The following is a 17746-nucleotide window of genomic DNA, read 5'->3' on the forward strand; positions in this document are numbered from 1 at the left end:
AAGGTAATAAATTCACACTTTTTCGCAACAAATGTGATATTTATTCACACAAAAAGTATATTTATTGATACAAAAGTAAAACGAAGATTTTTTTCGCAAAAGTTCAGAAAAAGCAGTCTGAAAAATCGGGTATTTTAGGTTTTAAAACTCCCGGCTCTGCCATCGCCCGGATCCCGCGCCGGGGTAAATTAAACCAGCACGATATTAAAATAATTAAAATTGGTTAACCATACAATCCGACACAGAACCAATTTTTACGTTTCAGATATTTATCAGGAACTTCGTTCGGCCAAACCAGTGTTAAGTCAACAGTACTAAGTCGTAAGTCTAAAGTTGAATTTTTTTTGACTTAGAACTTAAAACTTTGGGCTAAAGGCCATCCGTCAATTTATCATTGGCATGACACTATAACCTCGTTTATGGAAGCAGATAAAAAAGAACATTGGGAACAAGTATATCACACCAAAAATCCCGACCAGGTAAGCTGGACGCAAGCCGTACCGCAAACCTCGCTTAATTTTATTCGCGATTTCGATTTAGCAAAAACCGACAGGATAATCGACATCGGTGGCGGTGACAGCAAACTGGTTGATTTCCTGCTGCAGGAGGGTTACACCAACATTACCGTGTTGGATATTTCCGAAGCAGCCTTAGCCAAAGCCAAGGCTCGGCTTGGCGAAAAAAGCAGCCAGGTTACCTGGATAGTTTGCGATGTTACCAATTTTGAACCCACCGAAACATACACCCTTTGGCACGACCGGGCGGCCTTCCACTTCCTGACAACGCAGGATCAAATTGCCAGCTACTTAAATATTGCCGCAAAAGCAGTCGGCAATTATTTAGTTATCGGAACATTTTCTGAAAACGGGCCCGAAAAATGCAGCGGGTTAGCTATTAAACAATACGCAGAACAACAGTTGCAAGCTACATTTGATGAGCATTTTGAAAAGGTAGCCTGTATTACCGAAGACCATACTACTCCGTTTGCAACAAAACAAAATTTCCTGTTTTGCAGCTTTAAAAAACGCAAGGTATAACCGCTAAAAAGCCATCTGATAATGATGACACAAAGATGAATATTGCCTATTGCAAAAATATACCGATTGGTATATTTTTGTCGTGTTGAATTTAATCACTCAACGCAAAACAATGAAAACTTCAAAAAACACCATACTCATTACCGGCGGCAGTGCCGGCATAGGTTTTGAGTTAGCAAAAAAATTATCAGCCGATAATCATGTTATCATCATTGGCCGCAACCAGGCCCGCTTGCAAAAAGCTGTGGCCCAATTACCAAATGTGAGCGCAATAACCGCCGATGTATCCAACGCCGAAGATGTAGAAAAACTGGTAGCCAAACTAACTACCGATTTCCCCGAACTGAACATCGTGATCAACAACGCAGGCGCAGCAAACCTTAATAACCTGCTTACCGATACCAATACCTTTGAAAAAGCCGGCGAAGAAATGCTGACCAACTACCTGTCGGTTATCCGCCTGAACGAAAAACTGCTGCCATCGCTCAAAAAGCAACCTGGTGCGGCTATTGTAAACGTATCATCGATAGTAGCTTTTGCGCCAAGTACCAGCCTTGCCACTTATGGCGCTACCAAAGCTGCTTTACACGCTTACACCCGCGCCTTACGCTTAGTATTAGCAGATACCAGTGTTAAAGTATTTGAACTGATGCCGCCGCTGGTTGATACCGAATTCTCGGCCGAAATTGGTGGTAAAAATGGTATCCCCCCAGCCCAGGTTGCCGAGGAGTTTTTGGCCGCATTAGCAAGCGATACCTACGAGATCCGCGTAGCCAATACCGAACAATTTTACAGGCTATACCTATCCAACCCCGATGAAGCTTTAAGGGTGATTAATTTACCAAGGGAATAATAGCCCGTTTAAAAAATTTACCATATAATATACCACTTGGTATATTATATGGTATTTACCCAACCCTGCCATGAAAAAAAGCATTCTCATCATCACCGTTATTACCGCCGCTATGATGGAGCTCATTGATACCTCGATAGTCAATGTTGCCTTATCGCACATGAGCGGTAATTTGGGATCAACGCTGGAAGATACTTCCTGGGTTATCACTGCTTACGCCATTGCCAATATCATCGTAATTCCCATGACCAGCTTTTTAGCCACCAGGCTGGGCAGGCGCAATTATTATATAGGCTCCATTATCGCCTTTACCTTTTTTTCGGCCATGTGCGGGGTGGCGTCAAATATCTGGACATTGGTGCTGTTTCGTTTTTTGCAGGGCATTGGCGGCGGTGCGCTGTTATCGGTATCGCAGGCAATCGTTTTTGAGGTTTATGGCAAAGCCCGTGCGGGTATTGCCAGCGCTTTATTTGGCGTGGGGGTATTTTTAGGCCCAACCATCGGCCCTACCCTCGGCGGTTTCATCACCGAAAACTACTCCTGGCCCTGGATATTTTTTATCAATATCCCTATCGGCATCGCCGTAGCGGTATCCAGCATCTTATTGGTTACCGAACCCGAGATAAAAGTAACACCAAGGGCCGTCGACTGGTGGGGCATCCTTTTATTGATTATAGGCGTTGGCTCGCTCCAAACTGTACTTGAGCGGGGCGAAACTGACGATTGGTTTTCTGCAGGTTATATCGTTGCGTTAACCGTTATTGCCGTGTTCAGCATTCTCACTTTTATCTGGTGGGAACTTACCATCCCCAACCCGGTTATCGATTTGCGGGTGCTTAAAAGCAAATCGCTGGCCGTTGCAGCAGTACTAACCGCAGTAACAGGTGTAGGCCTGTTTACATCGGTGTTTTTAACACCGGTGCTGGCACAGCGGGTATTACTCTTCCCGCCTACCATAACGGGGCTTACCTTGTTGCCGGGTGCTATATTAGCCATTTTTGGCCTGCTGTTTTCGGCTACCCTGCTTAAACGGGGCGTATCGCCACTAATAATTATTACCATCGGTTTTGTGTTGTTTATAATGTTCAGCTTCCTGATGTCGGGCTTAAACCTCGAAGCAACACCCGGAAACCTCGCCAGGATACTTATATTCAGGGCTTTGGGGCTGGCTTTTTTAACCGTTCCACTCACAGCATTGGCAGTATCCGGGTTGGATGCCAAAGATGTTCCGCAGGGATCGGCATTAAACAATATGATGCGGCAGCTTGGCGGCTCGTTCGGTATCGCTATGATCAATACTTATGTGGCCCATCGTTTTGGATCGCACCGTAACGATCTTATCTCTAACATCAGCATATATAATCCGCAGGCTACACAGCGTATCAATGGGCTAACCCAATACTTTGCAGCCAAAAGCGGCACCCTGATGGAGGCGCAGCACAAAGCGATGGCTGTAGTAAATAACGGGATAGACAGGCAATCATTCCTGATGAGTTACCTGGATGCCTATATTTTTGTAGGGCTGTTATTTGTGTTGGCGATGCCGTTATTGCTGCTGGTGCTCGATCGTAAAAAACAGGCAGGGCCGGTGGTTTTGGTGAGCGATCATTGATCCGGATTATATATGTGCTAAAAACAGAAGGCAGAAGGCTTAAAGCTGACATGATTTTCTATTCGATAATCTATATAAAAACAACTCACACTCAAAAATTTCAACAATTCAAATACCAACCGGTATATTTGTATCATGGAAAAGGAATTATCAAAAGCCGAACGCACCCGCAAGTTTATTGTAGAAACCACGGCGCCCATCTTCAATAAAAAAGGATATGCCGGCACTTCGCTGTCTGATTTGACGGATGCTACAGGCCTTACCAAAGGGAGCATTTACGGAAACTTTGCCAATAAAGAGGAAGTTGCCGCCGCAGCATTTGATCATAACTCGGCTATCCTGAGAAAACAGATCCAGGACCGCATTCAAAAGGCCGGTACTTATTACGATAAGCTGCTTGTTTATGCCCAGGTGTACCACAGCTTCACCAGGGCTACATTCCCGGCGGGTGGCTGCCCCATTTTGAATACTGCCGTTGATGCCGACGATACTAACCCTATGTTAAAAGATAAGGCTGCCCAGGCTGTGCTCCGCTGGCAAAAATCGATAGAAAACCTGGTCCGGGCGGGTATCGACGCAGGCGAGTTTAAGCCCGATGCTGATTTAAGCGGCACAGCCCTGGCAATGATTGCGCTGATAGAAGGCGGCATTATGATAGCCAAGGTTACCAACACCCCCGCAAGCCTTGATAAGGTATTGCAAACTGTAAACGCTTTAATAACCGCCCTTAAAGTAACGTAAGCCTGTTTGGAGGCGCGCATGCGTAAAATTGTCGGCGTAATGTAAGAAGACTGTTACCAAAAAAAATATTTAGCTGTAATTCAAAACATTACAACCCCAGGTTGTAAACGCAAAAAACAAAATCTAAATCTGCCACGTTATTGAAAGTACCAATTATATAAAAAATGTCTAAAAAAATCTTGATACTCGATGATAGCGAAGATATCCTTGAGGTGATGAAAGACGTGCTCGAGATGGAGGGTTACGAGATTGAAATTTTAAATTACACCGATGACATATGCAAATCGACAATAGCCTTTAACGCCGACCTGGTGATATTAGATTATATCCTTTTTGGCATAAACGGCGGCGAACTTTGCCATATGCTAAAAACCAACCCGCTCACGGCCCACATACCGGTAGTTATGGTTTCGGCTTACCCACGGGTGCTGGAGTCATTGGGCAATTATGGCTCCGATGCCTTTGTGGCCAAACCCTTTAGCCTTGCCGATATTGTTGGTACGGTAAAAGAGTGCCTGTTGAAGGCCGGGGATATTGAGCATAGCTTGAACTAAAATAAAGTCTCAAGTCCTAAGCCCTAAGTCTTAAGTTCTAAGTCTGAAGTCAGAAATGAGAATTCAGACTTAGAACTTAAGACTTCCGACTAAAGACTATCCGTCGTTACCCTATACTATGCTCGTCAAGTTCCCTATCTTCGGCGCTAGGCTCGTGGTAGTTTTTGATAAAACTTGTAAGAGTCTGAAGTCTGAATTGTCATTTTCGACTTTGAACTTCAGACTTCCGACTTAAGACTATCCATCGTTACCTTATACTATGCTCATCAAACTCCCTGTCTTCGGCGTTGGGCTCGTGGTAGCTTTTAATAAAACTTGCAATTTCTTCGGCTTGCAGGTGGGTAAGGTCGCCCATGCCGCTGTACTCCCATTGGTTCATGTTATCGTCAAAAACAATGTCGCCTAAATCAACCGTGCCCTCGTTCAATCCAAAAACACCGGTAGCTTGTATGTGGCCACCCGTTGCGGGTTGGGTTACCGGGTTAATGGTAATCAAGCGGTCGCCATTTGATGTATATAACGTATAATCTACAGGCTTTGTCATGTTTAATGTATTTGCATTACCTACAAATACAACCCCATTTTGTTTATTTTATTTAGCTAAAACGTTACCAGCCCATTATTTCCATCACTCTTGCAAATTCGGGCTGAAAACCGGCGTTTATAGTGATTTGCAAGCCCGTAACCGGGTGGCTAAATTGCAGGTGCGATGCGTGGAGCAACATGGTGTTCATATTCCAGGTTTCGGTAAAAAACTTATTCTGCTTGTTACAGCCATGCGTACGATCGCCGATAATGGGGTGAAATATGTGGGCAAAATGTTTTCGCAACTGGTGCATGCGCCCCGTGGTTGGTACAGCTTCTACCATGGAGTACCTGGAGGTGGGGTGTGCGCCAAACGGCACATCAAGTTCGGCACGTTTAAGCGTGGTGTATGTGGTAAATGCATCCTGCAAAGTTCCGTTCTCTTTCCGTAGCGGGTAATCAATATCCTCGGTATCAACTGTATGCCCGCGCACAATGGCCAGGTATTTTTTTTTTACCTTGTTATCCATAAAAGCCTGTTGCATGGCTGTCTCCACCTGCTTATCCAGGGCGAAAAGTAAAATGCCACCCGTTTTCCTGTCTATCCGGTGTACCGGGTTAACCTTCTGCCCTATTTGATCGCGCAGTATCTGCAGGGCAAACTCCGTGGCCTCTGCCGCAATGGGCGACCGGTGTACCAACAGGCCATGCGGCTTATTAACAGCTATAAGGTATTCATCCCGATATACGATCTCTAACATCCGGCAAAGGTACTTTTTAGATTTGAGATGTGAGATTTGAGATATGAGACTTAAAGCGGCAGCGTAAAACAGATTTGAGATGTGAGATTTGAGATATGAGACTTAAAGTTTGGTTCATTGGTTCACTGGTTCATTAGTTCATTGGTAGCTGTCGCCGATGGATGGTTTGTTATTAAAAACTGCTCACTCAACTACTACTTACTACTTCTTTTTCTCATATCTCAAATCTCACATCTCATATCTAATTTTTCCTATCTTTAGTTCATCACAATAAACCGTAAAATAATGAGTGCCAAAGCAAAAACCGTTACAGGCGATACCGCGCCCGATAGTATCAACTCGGCGCCTACCAGGCTTTTCTCGTTGGATGCACTGCGCGGATTTGATATGTTTTGGATAATGGGTGGCGAAGAGATATTCCATACCATGGCCAAGGCTACGGGCTCGCCATTCTGGGGCTCCATTGCCAACCAGTTTACCCATCCCGACTGGAACGGCTTTCATTTATACGATCTGATATTCCCTTTATTCCTGTTCATGGCAGGTGTATCAACTCCATTTTCGGTGGGCCGCGAACTGGAGAAAGGCAAAAGCAGGCAGCAACTGGTATTGCGCGTTATAAAACGGGCGTTCATATTGGTGTTGCTGGGCCTGGTGGTAAACAATGGCTTAAAAATTATGCCTGTTAGTGAAATCCGCTTTGCAAGCGTACTAGGCCGCATAGGCATAGCCTACATGTTTGCCAATATTATTTACCTGTACAGCAGCGAGCGCATGCAGATGGTTTGGTTTTGGGTATTCATTATAGGTTATTGGCTGCTGTTAAAATTCACATCGGCACCGGGCTATCCGCATGGCGATTTAACCATGCAGGGCAATTTTGCATCCTACATGGATAGGGTTATCCTGCCAGGAAAACTATATTTAGGCATTCATGACCCCGAAGGATTGTTCTCGACCATCCCGGCTATCAGTACCGGGCTATTGGGTATTATCACCGGTACCATCCTTAAAAAAACAGGCCTTGCACAAATGAAAAAAGTAGCCATCCTTGCCATCGCCGGTGTGGCTTTCCTGATCATAGCCCAGGTTTGGAACCTCGATTTCCCTATCAACAAAAACCTGTGGACCAGTTCGTTTGTAATGCAGGTAGGCGGTTTAAGCTTATTGCTGATGGCTTTCTTTTACTATATTATTGATGTGCTGGGCTACCAAAAATGGTCGTTTTATTTTAGGGTGATAGGCATGAACTCCATCCTGATTTATGTATCGGGCCACTTCATCAAATGGAGTTATACCAACAATGGCTTTTTTGGCTGGATAGGCCAACTTATAGGCGATCCGTTTAACGCCGTGGCCATGGCCATTACCTTTGTAATGGTGAAATGGCTATTTTTATATTATTTGTATCAGAAGAAGACGTTTTTGAGGGTATAATGTCAGAATCAGAATTTTCAGGATTTAAGAATGCTCAGAATTAAAAAACACATTCTGCTAATTTAATAATTCTGAAAATTCTGATTCAGACAGCTAAAATAACCCCGCATACTCCTCCGGCATTTTGTCGATGCTTTTAATCTCGATATCTTTAAAATAAACTTCGGCGGCTTCGCTTTGCAGCTGGAGTTTGCCTTTGGTTAGGGGTTTGCTTTCCTTACCGTCCTGGTAGCCCAGGTTAGATAGGGCATTTACCACATGGCCGTTTACAATGTAAACACTTTTATCGCCGTAGCAAATCAACTCCATGGTGTTCCATTCGCCTTTGGGGTTTTCAAAGTTTTGCTGGCGCTGGCAAAAGCCCTGGTTAGGGGCGCCTACGCCCATGAAAACTTTATCCGCATTTTTATTAAACACGTAATTGGGCACACCGTCGGGCTTGCCGGCCCTCACGGTGGCATGTGCAGTACCTACGTTCCAGTAGTCGCCAATACCGCCTTCCATCACCTGGAATTCCTGCGATAACATCCAAGCATGAAAATAGTCGGCCCCGCACTCGCCCTGCGAATGGTATAACAAACCCGAATCCATAGGTTCATTTAAACGAGGCTCCCATTTTTTGGTACCGAATTTAGTTTTCAGCCTGAGGCGATAATTTTGAAATTCCTGTTTAGTATAAATACAACCATATATCTCGCCGGTGATGTGCAATACAGGTTCGCCATGCTGCATCTCGACCGAAAATAAATTGCCTTCATTTTTATCGTAACCAATAGGCGGCAGCGTTTTACCATCGGCACCTTTAGGGGCTTCGCCTTTATAAGGGTAGGTTAACCGGTAGCTTTGGTAAATAGTCCATTTGCTCATCTTTTTATCCATAAGCTTTGTCCAGCCGTTATCGGGATTAAAAGAAGTAAGGCCAGCCAAAACCAGGCAGCCAAGCGCAAGCGCTAAAGTTTTTTTCATAGTGGTGAGAAACTATAAGTTTGAGAAATTTAAACCAATCCGCAATCGATTGTAATTGCATACTAATGTAAGCAATAGGTATTGCAGAAATACCGCGAATGCTAAAAAACGATCAGAAAATGTTTAAATGTTATTGGTTCATTGGAACCCGGGCATAGCAGACAAGACAGCCGCCTAAACCAGACTTACGAAGTTTTAAAAACTTCGTAAGTCTCAAACCTCAAAGGCTTTTTTACTTTTTACTTTTTTGAATTTTGACTTAATACTAAAGCATCCCCCCATCAACCGGAATAACCTGCCCGGTGATATAGGTTGCCATATCTGACGCCAGGAAAACACAGGCATTGGCTACATCTTCAGTTGCCCCGGCGCGTTTAAGCGGGATTGCTGCCGCCCAGCCTTCAACAACTTTAGGGTCTAACACTTCGGTCATTTCGGTTTTGATAAAACCAGGCGCAACAACGTTGGTGCGGATATTACGTGAGCCTAATTCTTTAGCCATTGATTTGGAGAAACCAATGATACCGGCTTTTGAAGCGGCATAGTTACCCTGCCCGGCGTTACCCTGCACACCTACAACCGAGCTCATGTTGATGAACACACCGTTACGGTTTTTCATCATGATTTTTGAAGCGGCTTTGGTTACGTTGAAGATAGATTTCAGGTTAACGTTCATCACATCGTCCCAGGCTTCTTCGGTCATGCGCATCAGTAAACCATCTTTGGTGATACCGGCGTTGTTAACCACAATATGAAGGGTACCAAAATCGGCAATAATATCGGCTATCAATTTTTCGGCTTCGTCAAATTTGGAGGCATCGGAGCGATAGCCTTTAACCTTTGTACCAAAGCTTTGCAATTCCTGCTCTAAAGCCTGTCCTTTTTCAACAGACGACAGGTAAGTAAAAGCTACATTAGCGCCGTGCTCGGCAAATTTTTCGGCTATTTTACGGCCTATTCCTTTTGATGCACCGGTGATAAGTGCGGTTTTTCCTTCTAATAATTTCATTTATGTACTATTTCGGGCGGTGAAGTTAGTTAATAAGTACGAAAGTTGGAAAAGCCGTTTTTAGTATCAAGTAGTTAGTATCAAGTTATCAAGATTGTTTCGGGTTTACTCTGAAAGATATTTAACCATTAAAGCTAAGGTATTAGCATAGCAAAATACTTTCCTTAAGGTACTGTCTGAATCAGTAATTTTATACGATATTTTTTCTTTTGTCTTGATACTTGATACTTGATACTTAATACTATTTTTATGCTAACTACTTGCTACTAATTCACTACCTTTGCGGCTCAAAAAATCACTGTAAATGAGCCAGTCTGTTCAAATAAAAAACGCTTTAATTTCTGTTTACTACAAAGACAATTTAGAGCCAATAATTCTCGAGTTAAATCGCCTTGGTGTTAATATATATTCTACCGGTGGTACCGAAACCTTTATCCGCAATTTAGGGGTAAATGTGATACCAGTTGAAGACCTTACCTCGTACCCCTCTATATTAGGCGGTCGTGTTAAAACCCTGCACCCTAAGGTATTTGGTGGCATTTTGGCCCGCCGCAGCTTTGATAGCGATGAAAAACAACTGGCCGAATACGAAATCCCTGAGTTGGATTTGGTTATCGTAGATCTTTATCCGTTTGAAGAAACTGTACAATCTGGCGCAGGTGCCGAAGATGTGATCGAAAAAATTGATATCGGTGGCATTTCACTGATCCGTGCCGGTGCAAAAAACTTTAAAGATGTTACCATCGTTGCTTCAAAAGATGACTATGGCATACTGGAAGACATCCTGAAAACACAGGATGGTGTTACCACTATCGATCAGCGTAAATCATTTGCGCAAAAGGCATTCAACATTACTTCAAACTACGATACACACATTTTCCAATACTTTAACCAGGAAGAGCCGCTGCCTGTGTTTAAGCAAAGCATCCTTACCAGCCAAACCTTACGTTACGGCGAAAACCCGCACCAGAAAGGTACATTTTATGGTAACCTGGATGCCATGTTTAACAAACTGAACGGTAAAGAGCTTTCATACAACAACCTGGTAGATGTTGACGCCGCCGTTGCGTTAATTGACGAATTTACCGGCGAGCCAACCATCGCCATATTAAAACATACCAATGCCTGCGGGATAGCATCACGTAGCACCATTCACCAGGCTTGGGTTGATTCATTGGCTTGCGACCCGGTTTCGGCTTTTGGTGGTGTAATTATCGCTAACGATGAGATAGACGCCGCTACCGCTACCGAGATTGACAAGATATTTTACGAAGTGCTGATTGCACCTGCCTATACAGACGAAGCAGTACAAATATTACAGGCTAAAAAGAACCGCATTATTTTAGTTCGCCAACCGGTTGAATTACCGGTTAAGCAGTTTAAAACCTTGCTAAACGGTGTTATTGAGCAGGATAAAGACGCGGTTATTGAAGGCCCGGCACAAATGACCCCGGTTACCAACCGCAAACCAACAGAGCAGGAATTGAAAGATTTGTTTTTTGCCAATAAAGTGGTAAAACATACCAAATCAAACACCATCATATTTGCCAAAAACGGGCAGCTGATGTCAAGTGGCGTTGGGCAAACCTCAAGGGTTGATTCATTGAAACAGGCGGTTATTAAAGCCAACAGTTTCGGCTTCGATCTGAATGGTGCAGTGATGGCGTCCGACGCGTTTTTCCCGTTCCCTGATTGTGTGGAACTGGCTGCCGAAGCGGGCGTTACCGCGGTACTACAACCAGGCGGATCAATAAACGATAAGCTATCTGTAGCCATGTGCGATGAAAAAAACATCTCGATGGTGACAACAGGAGTGCGTCATTTTAAGCATTAATGTTTGAAAAAAAAGTGAATGGTTGATTGAGTTGATTAGGTGAGTGGTTAAGAAAAGTGCGGAGTGTATTTAACTTAATCAACATAATCAACCCAATCCAACTAAATCAACTTCCTAAACAATAAATATTAATTTTTAACGCTTTTAATTGCAAGTATGTAATTTTATTAAGCGTATTTTTATAAACTTTGCAGATTATTTCAAGGGAAACATTAGATGGGTTTATTTAACTTTTTTACACAGGAAATTGCTATTGATTTGGGTACTGCCAATACCCTCATTATACATAATGATAAAGTTGTTGTTGACGAACCGTCTATCGTGGCGTTCGACAGGACTACCAACAAGGTTATTGCCATTGGGCGCCAGGCCATGCAAATGGAGGGTAAAACACATGATAATATCCGTACCGTTCGCCCGCTTAAAGATGGTGTAATTGCCGACTTTAACGCTGCCGAACACATGATACGCGGTATGATCAAAATGATAAACCAGGGTAAAGGGTGGTTCTTTCCATCGTTACGTATGGTTATCTGTATCCCATCGGGTATTACCGAGGTTGAGAAACGCGCGGTGCGCGACTCGGCCGAGATTGCAGGCGCCAAAGAGGTTTACCTGATACATGAGCCAATGGCTGCCGCGGTAGGTATTGGTATTGATGTGGAAGAGCCTATGGGCAACATGATCATTGATATTGGTGGTGGTACTACCGAAATTGCGGTTATCGCTTTATCGGGTATCGTTTGCGATCAGTCAATCCGCGTAGCGGGTGATAACTTCGACTCGGACATTGTTCAATACATCCGCAGGCAGCACAACATCATGATTGGCGACCGTACTGCCGAGAAAATTAAAATTGAAGTAGGTGCAGCACTGCCCGAGCTGGCAGATCCACCGGCTGATTTTGCAGTACAAGGTCGTGATTTGATGACCGGCGTGCCAAAACAGATCATGGTATCGTATACCGAAATTGCACATTGCCTTGATAAATCTATCTCCAAAATAGAAGAAGCGATATTAAAAGCGCTGGAAATTACCCCGCCCGAACTTTCGGCAGATATTTACCAGACTGGTATTTACCTAACCGGTGGTGGTGCCCTATTGCGCGGCCTTGATAAACGTGTGGCAGCCAAAACCAAACTACCAGTTCACGTAGCCGAAGACCCACTACGCGCCGTAGTACGTGGCACAGGAACCGCCCTTAAAAACATAGGTAATTTTAAATTTTTAATGCAGTAAAGGAGAATCAAGAATTAAGAGTCAGGAATTAAGACAGCTACGTTTGTTTTTTTTATCTTGACTCTTAATTCTTGACTCTTGATTCTATCTCCAATCTGAAAAGCCAATGCGTAACCTCTTGATATTTATCACTAAGTATAACGCGTTTTTTTTATTCCTGATTTTTGAGGTGAGCGCGTTGCTTATCTACATCAAATACAACTCTTTTCAAAAGGCTACTTTTATCAGTTCGCAAAACCAGGTTACCGGCAGTTTATTCGGGCAGGTAAGCGAGTTTAAGGGATATTTATCTTTAAAGGATGTAAACGACAGCCTTGCACGTGAAAACGCAAGGTTAAGGGGAATGCTTAAAACATCATTTTATGTTGATACTACCGAAAAGCATAAAGTTACTGATACTGTTTACAAACAACAGTACACTTACCTGGTAGCGCGTGTTATCAATAACTCAACCAATCAATCCAATAATTACATCACCATAAACAAGGGTAGCAGGGATGGCATAACCAAAGATATGGGTGTAATTTGCGGCGCCGGTGTGGTGGGTATGATAGCCGACGTAACAGACCACTATGCTATTGTAAAATCATTGCTGCATTCAAAAAGCCAGTTTAGCGCTATGCTGGTAAAAGATAAATCTGTTGGCTCATTTATATGGGGAAACGATCTTAATCCGCGTAAGGGTTTGCTAAGCCTGCAAAATGATGCCAAACCCACCATGGGCGAAATGGTAGTAACATCGGGTTATTCGCTTTTCCCAACGGGGATCCCTTTTGGTAAGGTAACCAACCTGCATGCCAAAGAAGGCGGCTTGCTGCTTAATGTAGAGGTTGGCCTATCAGTTGATTTTACCAAACTGCAATACATATACGTGGTAGTTAACAAATACGCACAGGAACAAGCCGGACTGGAGGCCGCAGCAGTTAAATAATGGGCCGCACTATCATCATCAATGTAATCCGCTTTTTGTTATTGGTGTTTATGCAGGCATTCCTGCTTAAAAACATCACTTTTTACAACCTGTCTACCCCGTACTTTTATATCCTTTTTATACTGCTGCTGCCTTTCGAAATACCGAATGTGTTGCTGTTTGTATTATCATTCCTGTTAGGCCTTACGGTAGATGCCTTTTATGATACTCCCGGCCTGCATGCTTCGGCCTGCGTTGTGCTGGCACTTGTTCGCATCCTTTTCATCAACATAACCGTGCAAAAAGAAGGGTTTGACAACGAGCCTGAACCAACCCTGAGTATTATGGGGTTCAGGTGGTTTTTCACTTATGCGGTGATACTTACTTTTGCCCATCATTTTTTCCTGCTAACCCTGGAAGTATTCCGGTTTTCTGAAATACAATACACACTAAGCCGTGTTGTTTTAAGTTCAATATTTACGGTATTTTTGATACTTGTTTCGGGCCTGCTATTTTTCAAAAGGAAAGAACGTAAATGAATAATTTTTTCGAGCGTCGCTACGTCATCACCGGTATTTTTGTAGCTATAATTTTAACGCTGCTGGCCAGGCTTTACTATATCCAGATAGTTGACGACCGCTACGCTATCTACGCTACCAAAAACGTTATCCGTAGTTTTATCCAATATCCTGCCCGCGGTCCTATTTTAGATAGGAATGGCAAAATACTGGTACAAAATGTGCCTATTTACGATATCATGGTAACACCCAAAGATGTAAAACCCTTTGATACCGTTGCATTTTGTAACCTGTTGGGCATTGATAAGGACGGCTTTAACAAGCGCTGGATAAAGGCCATTAAATATTCGCCTAATAAAGACTCCCCTTTTGAAAAACAAATATCGGCCGAACGCTTTGCTTCGATACAGGAAAAAATAAACGACTTTACCGGCTTTTATGCATTACCCCGTACAGTACGTACTTATCCCGATTCGGTTGCAGCGCAATTTTTAGGTTACATTGGTGAGGCACAGGACCGCGATATCAAACGCTCAAACGGTTATTATCGACTGGGCGATTATATTGGTATAACCGGTGTGGAGAAAGCTTACGAAAATGTTTTACGCGGACAGCGTGGTGTTAAAAACATGATGGTTGATTCGCGTGGGGCACAAAAAGGCTCTTTCGCCAATGGCGCTTTTGATACGGTGGCCCGCACGGGCGAGCGGCTAACCTCCTCGTTAGATATCGAATTACAAAAACTCGGCGAGCAGCTGATGCAAAATAAGCTGGGCAGTATTGTAGCGATTGAACCATCAAGCGGCGAGATACTGGCCTATGTAAGCAGCCCGAGTTACGACCCTAACCTGATGGTTGGGCGCGAGCGTGGTAACAACGCTGCTAAAATGTATAATAATCCGTATAAGCCGTTTTTCATCAGGCCTATACAGGCGCAGTATCCGCCAGGCTCGTCATTTAAGCCATTAAGCGCTTTGATAGCTTTGCAGGAAAACATCATCTCCCCTTCAGAAACATACTATTGTACCGGGCATTACAGGGCTGGCAACCGGCTGGTACCATGTAACAATGGCGAAGCTCACGGCTCAGTTAACATGGGCAGGGCTGTAGCCGAATCATGCAATGGCTATTTTTCGATGGTGTTTCAACGGATATTGGAGCGCAGCGGCGCAAAATATACCGAAGCCGAATTTACAAAATGGAGGGCCAACGTGATGAAATTTGGTTTGGGCGCCCGGCTGGACCTGGATATGCCTGCCGAAAGCCGCGGAAACGTGCCAACGCCCCTACATTACGACAACGTTTATAAAAAAGGTGGATGGCGTGCCAGCACCATCATTTCTTTAGCTATAGGCCAGGGCGAGCTATTGGCAACCCCATTACAAATGGCCAACCTGGAGTGTACCATTGCCAACCATGGTTTTTTTTACAAACCACACCTTATTAAAGCCATTGGTACCGAAAACGTAATTAAGGCCGAGTATACCAAAAGAAACTATGTGGGTATAGATTCACAATACTTTGAGCCGGTTATTAACGGAATGCAGGCTGTGGTGGAAGATGGAACCGCCCGCCGGTCAAAAATTCCGGGCATTATCATGTGCGGTAAAACGGGTACTGCGCAAAATCCGCGCGGCGAGGCTAACTCAGTGTTTGTGGCCTTTGCGCCCCGCGAGAACCCTAAAATAGCCATTGCTGTTGTTGTAGAAAACTCGGGCGAGGGTGCGCACTGGGCCGCCCCTATTGCCAGTTTTATTGTCGAAAAATATTTACGCGGCAAAATATCACCACGCGAATCGGGCATTACGGTTGATTATTTTGCCAATGCCAACCGCATGCCCGATTTGACACTTTACGCCATGGACTTGAAGAAGGAACGCATGCGCGATAGTATCCGCGCGGTAAAAGCCGACTCGATAAAAAAATTCAAGGCCGATTCTATAAAAAAGGCAGCGCGTTTAAAAACGGCAAACAATAACAAACCGAATAGCTGGGGCAATTTATTAGCAGGCAAGGGGGCTGGCAAATAGCATGAACAACAACAATACAAATCAGCGCAGCTTCTTTTTTAATGTTGATTGGGTTACGGTGTTCCTATACCTTATCCTGTGTACCATAGGCTGGTTCAACATTCATGCTGCCGTTTTTGATGAAAGGCATCCAAGTATAATAGATGGCGCCACCAATTATGGCAAGCAATTTATATACATCATTGTGGCTGTAGTAATTGGCATGATCATCCTGCTGTTGGAAAGTCGCTTTTTCAGCGCCCTGTCTCCGGCTTTTTACGTTGTAACTGTGCTTTTGTTAATAGCTGTACTGGTTGTTGGCCGTAATGTTGGCGGTAACCGGGCCTGGATAAACATTGGTGGTGGGTTCAGGCTACAACCTGCGGAGTTTGCCAAGTTTGCTACATGCCTGTTATTGGCCCGGTACCTGAGCGGGCCAAATATCCGCGTTACCGATCCAAAATCATTTATGGCTGCGGGAGCTATCATTGGCTTACCAATGATGTTGATTATGCTGCAGCCGGATACAGGCTCAACACTGGTATTTTGTTCGCTTATCTTCGTACTCTACCGGGAAGGTTTATCACCGTACTTTCTAATCGTAACCGGTTTGCTGATTACGCTTTTTGTGGTGGCCCTGCTGTTTAATCCCCTGCATATCGTCATTGCCCTGGTGGCCTTTACTGCCCTGGTTATCTTTTTATTCAGGCGTAACCGCAAACTCATCAATACGATGCTGATAGGGCTCGCTATCTCCATCACCTTTGTGTTTAGCGTAAAATTCATCTACACCAGTGTATTAAAACCCCACCAAACAGACCGTATCAACATCATTTTGGGCATCACTACCGATTTACGGGGCAAGGGGTATAATGTAAACCAATCAAAAATTGCCATAGGCTCGGGTAAAATGTGGGGTAAGGGCTATTTACATGGCACCCAAACCAAATACTCGTTTGTGCCTGAACAAAGTACCGATTTTATTTTTTGCACCATAGGCGAGGAATGGGGCTTTGCGGGCTCACTTGCATTATTAGGCCTTTATATTTTCCTCATTCTCCGGGTTATCTTCATCGCCGAGCGGCAGCGATCGCCATTTTCGCGCATCTATGGTTATGGCGTGGCATCGGTGCTCTTTTTTCACGTTGTCATCAATATCGGAATGACGATAGGGATAGTACCCGTTATCGGTATTCCACTACCATTCATAAGTTACGGTGGCTCATCATTATTAAGTTTTACCATCCTGCTTTTTGTGCTCATCAAATTCGATTCTAACAGGATGGGGATCATTTAAGCTGCCGGATGTGCAGATTTCAGATGTGCAGATGAATTATTTGAAGATTTGAAAATTTGAGGATTTGAAAATGTTCTGAATTCGTTACGCGAACCAATTTTTTAAAATTACCTGAGAATTCATGGTTCAGATAAAAAACACGGATTTCATCTGAACCGTGATTTTTAGGATTAAAGGATTACCAGAATTGCCATGCATGTCTCGTCCTGAAAAAAGTTTACACTTTTTTTCTTTAGTCCTGTTAGTTGTTTACAAATATAGATTAATCCTAAATACGCTTTACATTTGCTGTATCTGGCTGAAGCGGAAGCAGGCACTGCTGGAGAGCATCCTGCCAGGAATAAGCCGATGAACGATAAATAACTTCATAAGGTTTGTAACTATAACTATAAGCCTTATTTATTTTAGAGTTCCTATGCCTGCTAAAACTCATCTACGTCATGG

Annotated in this window: 16 protein-coding genes; 12 read left to right on the forward strand and 4 right to left on the reverse strand. The window is 43.8% G+C overall.

Annotated elements, in window-relative coordinates:
• Positions 1-419: 419 nt before the first annotated feature.
• The 5 genes from AC1DU2_RS08965 to AC1DU2_RS08985 all read left to right on the forward strand — a co-directional run bounded on the left by AC1DU2_RS08965 (position 420) and on the right by AC1DU2_RS08985 (position 4797).
• Complete coding sequence (locus tag AC1DU2_RS08965; protein WP_477383792.1) at positions 420-1037, forward strand: class I SAM-dependent methyltransferase; 618 nt, start codon at positions 420-422, stop codon at positions 1035-1037.
• Positions 1038-1149: 112 nt separating this feature from the next.
• Positions 1150-1890 carry an SDR family oxidoreductase gene (locus AC1DU2_RS08970; protein ID WP_477366074.1) on the forward strand — a complete coding sequence of 247 codons (741 nt, stop codon included), beginning with the start codon at positions 1150-1152 and terminating at the stop codon, positions 1888-1890.
• 70 nt (positions 1891-1960) lie between these two features.
• Positions 1961-3502, forward strand: coding sequence for a DHA2 family efflux MFS transporter permease subunit (locus tag AC1DU2_RS08975; RefSeq protein WP_477366077.1), 1542 nt, complete (start codon positions 1961-1963; stop codon positions 3500-3502).
• Between the two features lie 135 nt (positions 3503-3637).
• Complete coding sequence (locus AC1DU2_RS08980) at positions 3638-4243, forward strand: TetR/AcrR family transcriptional regulator (protein WP_477366080.1); 606 nt, start codon at positions 3638-3640, stop codon at positions 4241-4243.
• A gap of 164 nt (positions 4244-4407) precedes the next feature.
• Positions 4408-4797, forward strand: coding sequence for a response regulator (locus AC1DU2_RS08985; RefSeq protein WP_477383793.1), 390 nt, complete (start codon positions 4408-4410; stop codon positions 4795-4797).
• Positions 4798-5044: 247 nt separating this feature from the next.
• Here AC1DU2_RS08985 and AC1DU2_RS08990 read toward each other — a convergent pair whose 3' ends face one another.
• Both AC1DU2_RS08990 and AC1DU2_RS08995 read right to left on the reverse strand, forming a co-directional pair.
• Positions 5045-5341 (reverse strand): hypothetical protein, encoded by a 297-nt coding sequence (locus AC1DU2_RS08990; RefSeq protein ID WP_477383794.1) that lies wholly within the window; start codon positions 5339-5341, stop codon positions 5045-5047.
• Between the two features lie 64 nt (positions 5342-5405).
• Positions 5406-6083 carry a pseudouridine synthase gene (locus AC1DU2_RS08995; protein ID WP_477383795.1) on the reverse strand — a complete coding sequence of 226 codons (678 nt, stop codon included), beginning with the start codon at positions 6081-6083 and terminating at the stop codon, positions 5406-5408.
• Between the two features lie 285 nt (positions 6084-6368).
• Between AC1DU2_RS08995 and AC1DU2_RS09000 the strand changes: the two genes are divergently transcribed.
• Positions 6369-7520, forward strand: a complete 1152-nt coding sequence (locus tag AC1DU2_RS09000) for an acyltransferase family protein (RefSeq protein ID WP_477366093.1) — start codon at positions 6369-6371, stop codon at positions 7518-7520.
• Positions 7521-7613: 93 nt separating this feature from the next.
• Here AC1DU2_RS09000 and AC1DU2_RS09005 read toward each other — a convergent pair whose 3' ends face one another.
• On the reverse strand, positions 7614-8486 hold the full coding sequence (locus AC1DU2_RS09005; protein ID WP_477383796.1) for a 3-keto-disaccharide hydrolase: 873 nt from the start codon (positions 8484-8486) through the stop codon (positions 7614-7616).
• Between the two features lie 265 nt (positions 8487-8751).
• A complete protein-coding gene (fabG, locus tag AC1DU2_RS09010) occupies positions 8752-9495 on the reverse strand; it encodes a 3-oxoacyl-[acyl-carrier-protein] reductase (RefSeq protein WP_477383797.1) in 744 nt (247 codons plus the stop codon).
• 304 nt (positions 9496-9799) lie between these two features.
• Between fabG and purH the strand changes: the two genes are divergently transcribed.
• The 6 genes from purH to rodA all read left to right on the forward strand — a co-directional run bounded on the left by purH (position 9800) and on the right by rodA (position 17302).
• Positions 9800-11329 carry a bifunctional phosphoribosylaminoimidazolecarboxamide formyltransferase/IMP cyclohydrolase gene (gene purH, locus AC1DU2_RS09015; protein ID WP_477366099.1) on the forward strand — a complete coding sequence of 510 codons (1530 nt, stop codon included), beginning with the start codon at positions 9800-9802 and terminating at the stop codon, positions 11327-11329.
• A 216-nt stretch (positions 11330-11545) separates the two neighbouring features.
• Positions 11546-12568, forward strand: a complete 1023-nt coding sequence (locus AC1DU2_RS09020; RefSeq protein WP_090651245.1) for a rod shape-determining protein — start codon at positions 11546-11548, stop codon at positions 12566-12568.
• A 106-nt stretch (positions 12569-12674) separates the two neighbouring features.
• The gene (mreC, locus tag AC1DU2_RS09025) at positions 12675-13499 is read left to right on the forward strand and encodes a rod shape-determining protein MreC (RefSeq protein WP_477383798.1); all 825 of its coding nucleotides are present in this window, start codon (positions 12675-12677) and stop codon (positions 13497-13499) included.
• Complete coding sequence (locus AC1DU2_RS09030) at positions 13499-14017, forward strand: rod shape-determining protein MreD (protein ID WP_147052586.1); 519 nt, start codon at positions 13499-13501, stop codon at positions 14015-14017. Before mreC ends, AC1DU2_RS09030 begins: the two co-directional genes overlap by 1 nt.
• Positions 14014-16026 (forward strand): penicillin-binding protein 2, encoded by a 2013-nt coding sequence (gene mrdA, locus AC1DU2_RS09035; RefSeq protein ID WP_477383799.1) that lies wholly within the window; start codon positions 14014-14016, stop codon positions 16024-16026. Before AC1DU2_RS09030 ends, mrdA begins: the two co-directional genes overlap by 4 nt.
• A gap of 1 nt (position 16027) precedes the next feature.
• Positions 16028-17302, forward strand: a complete 1275-nt coding sequence (gene rodA / locus AC1DU2_RS09040; RefSeq protein WP_477383800.1) for a rod shape-determining protein RodA — start codon at positions 16028-16030, stop codon at positions 17300-17302.
• The last annotated feature ends 444 nt before the right edge of the window (positions 17303-17746 follow it).

Source organism: Mucilaginibacter sp. P4_C11 (assembly GCF_056402115.1).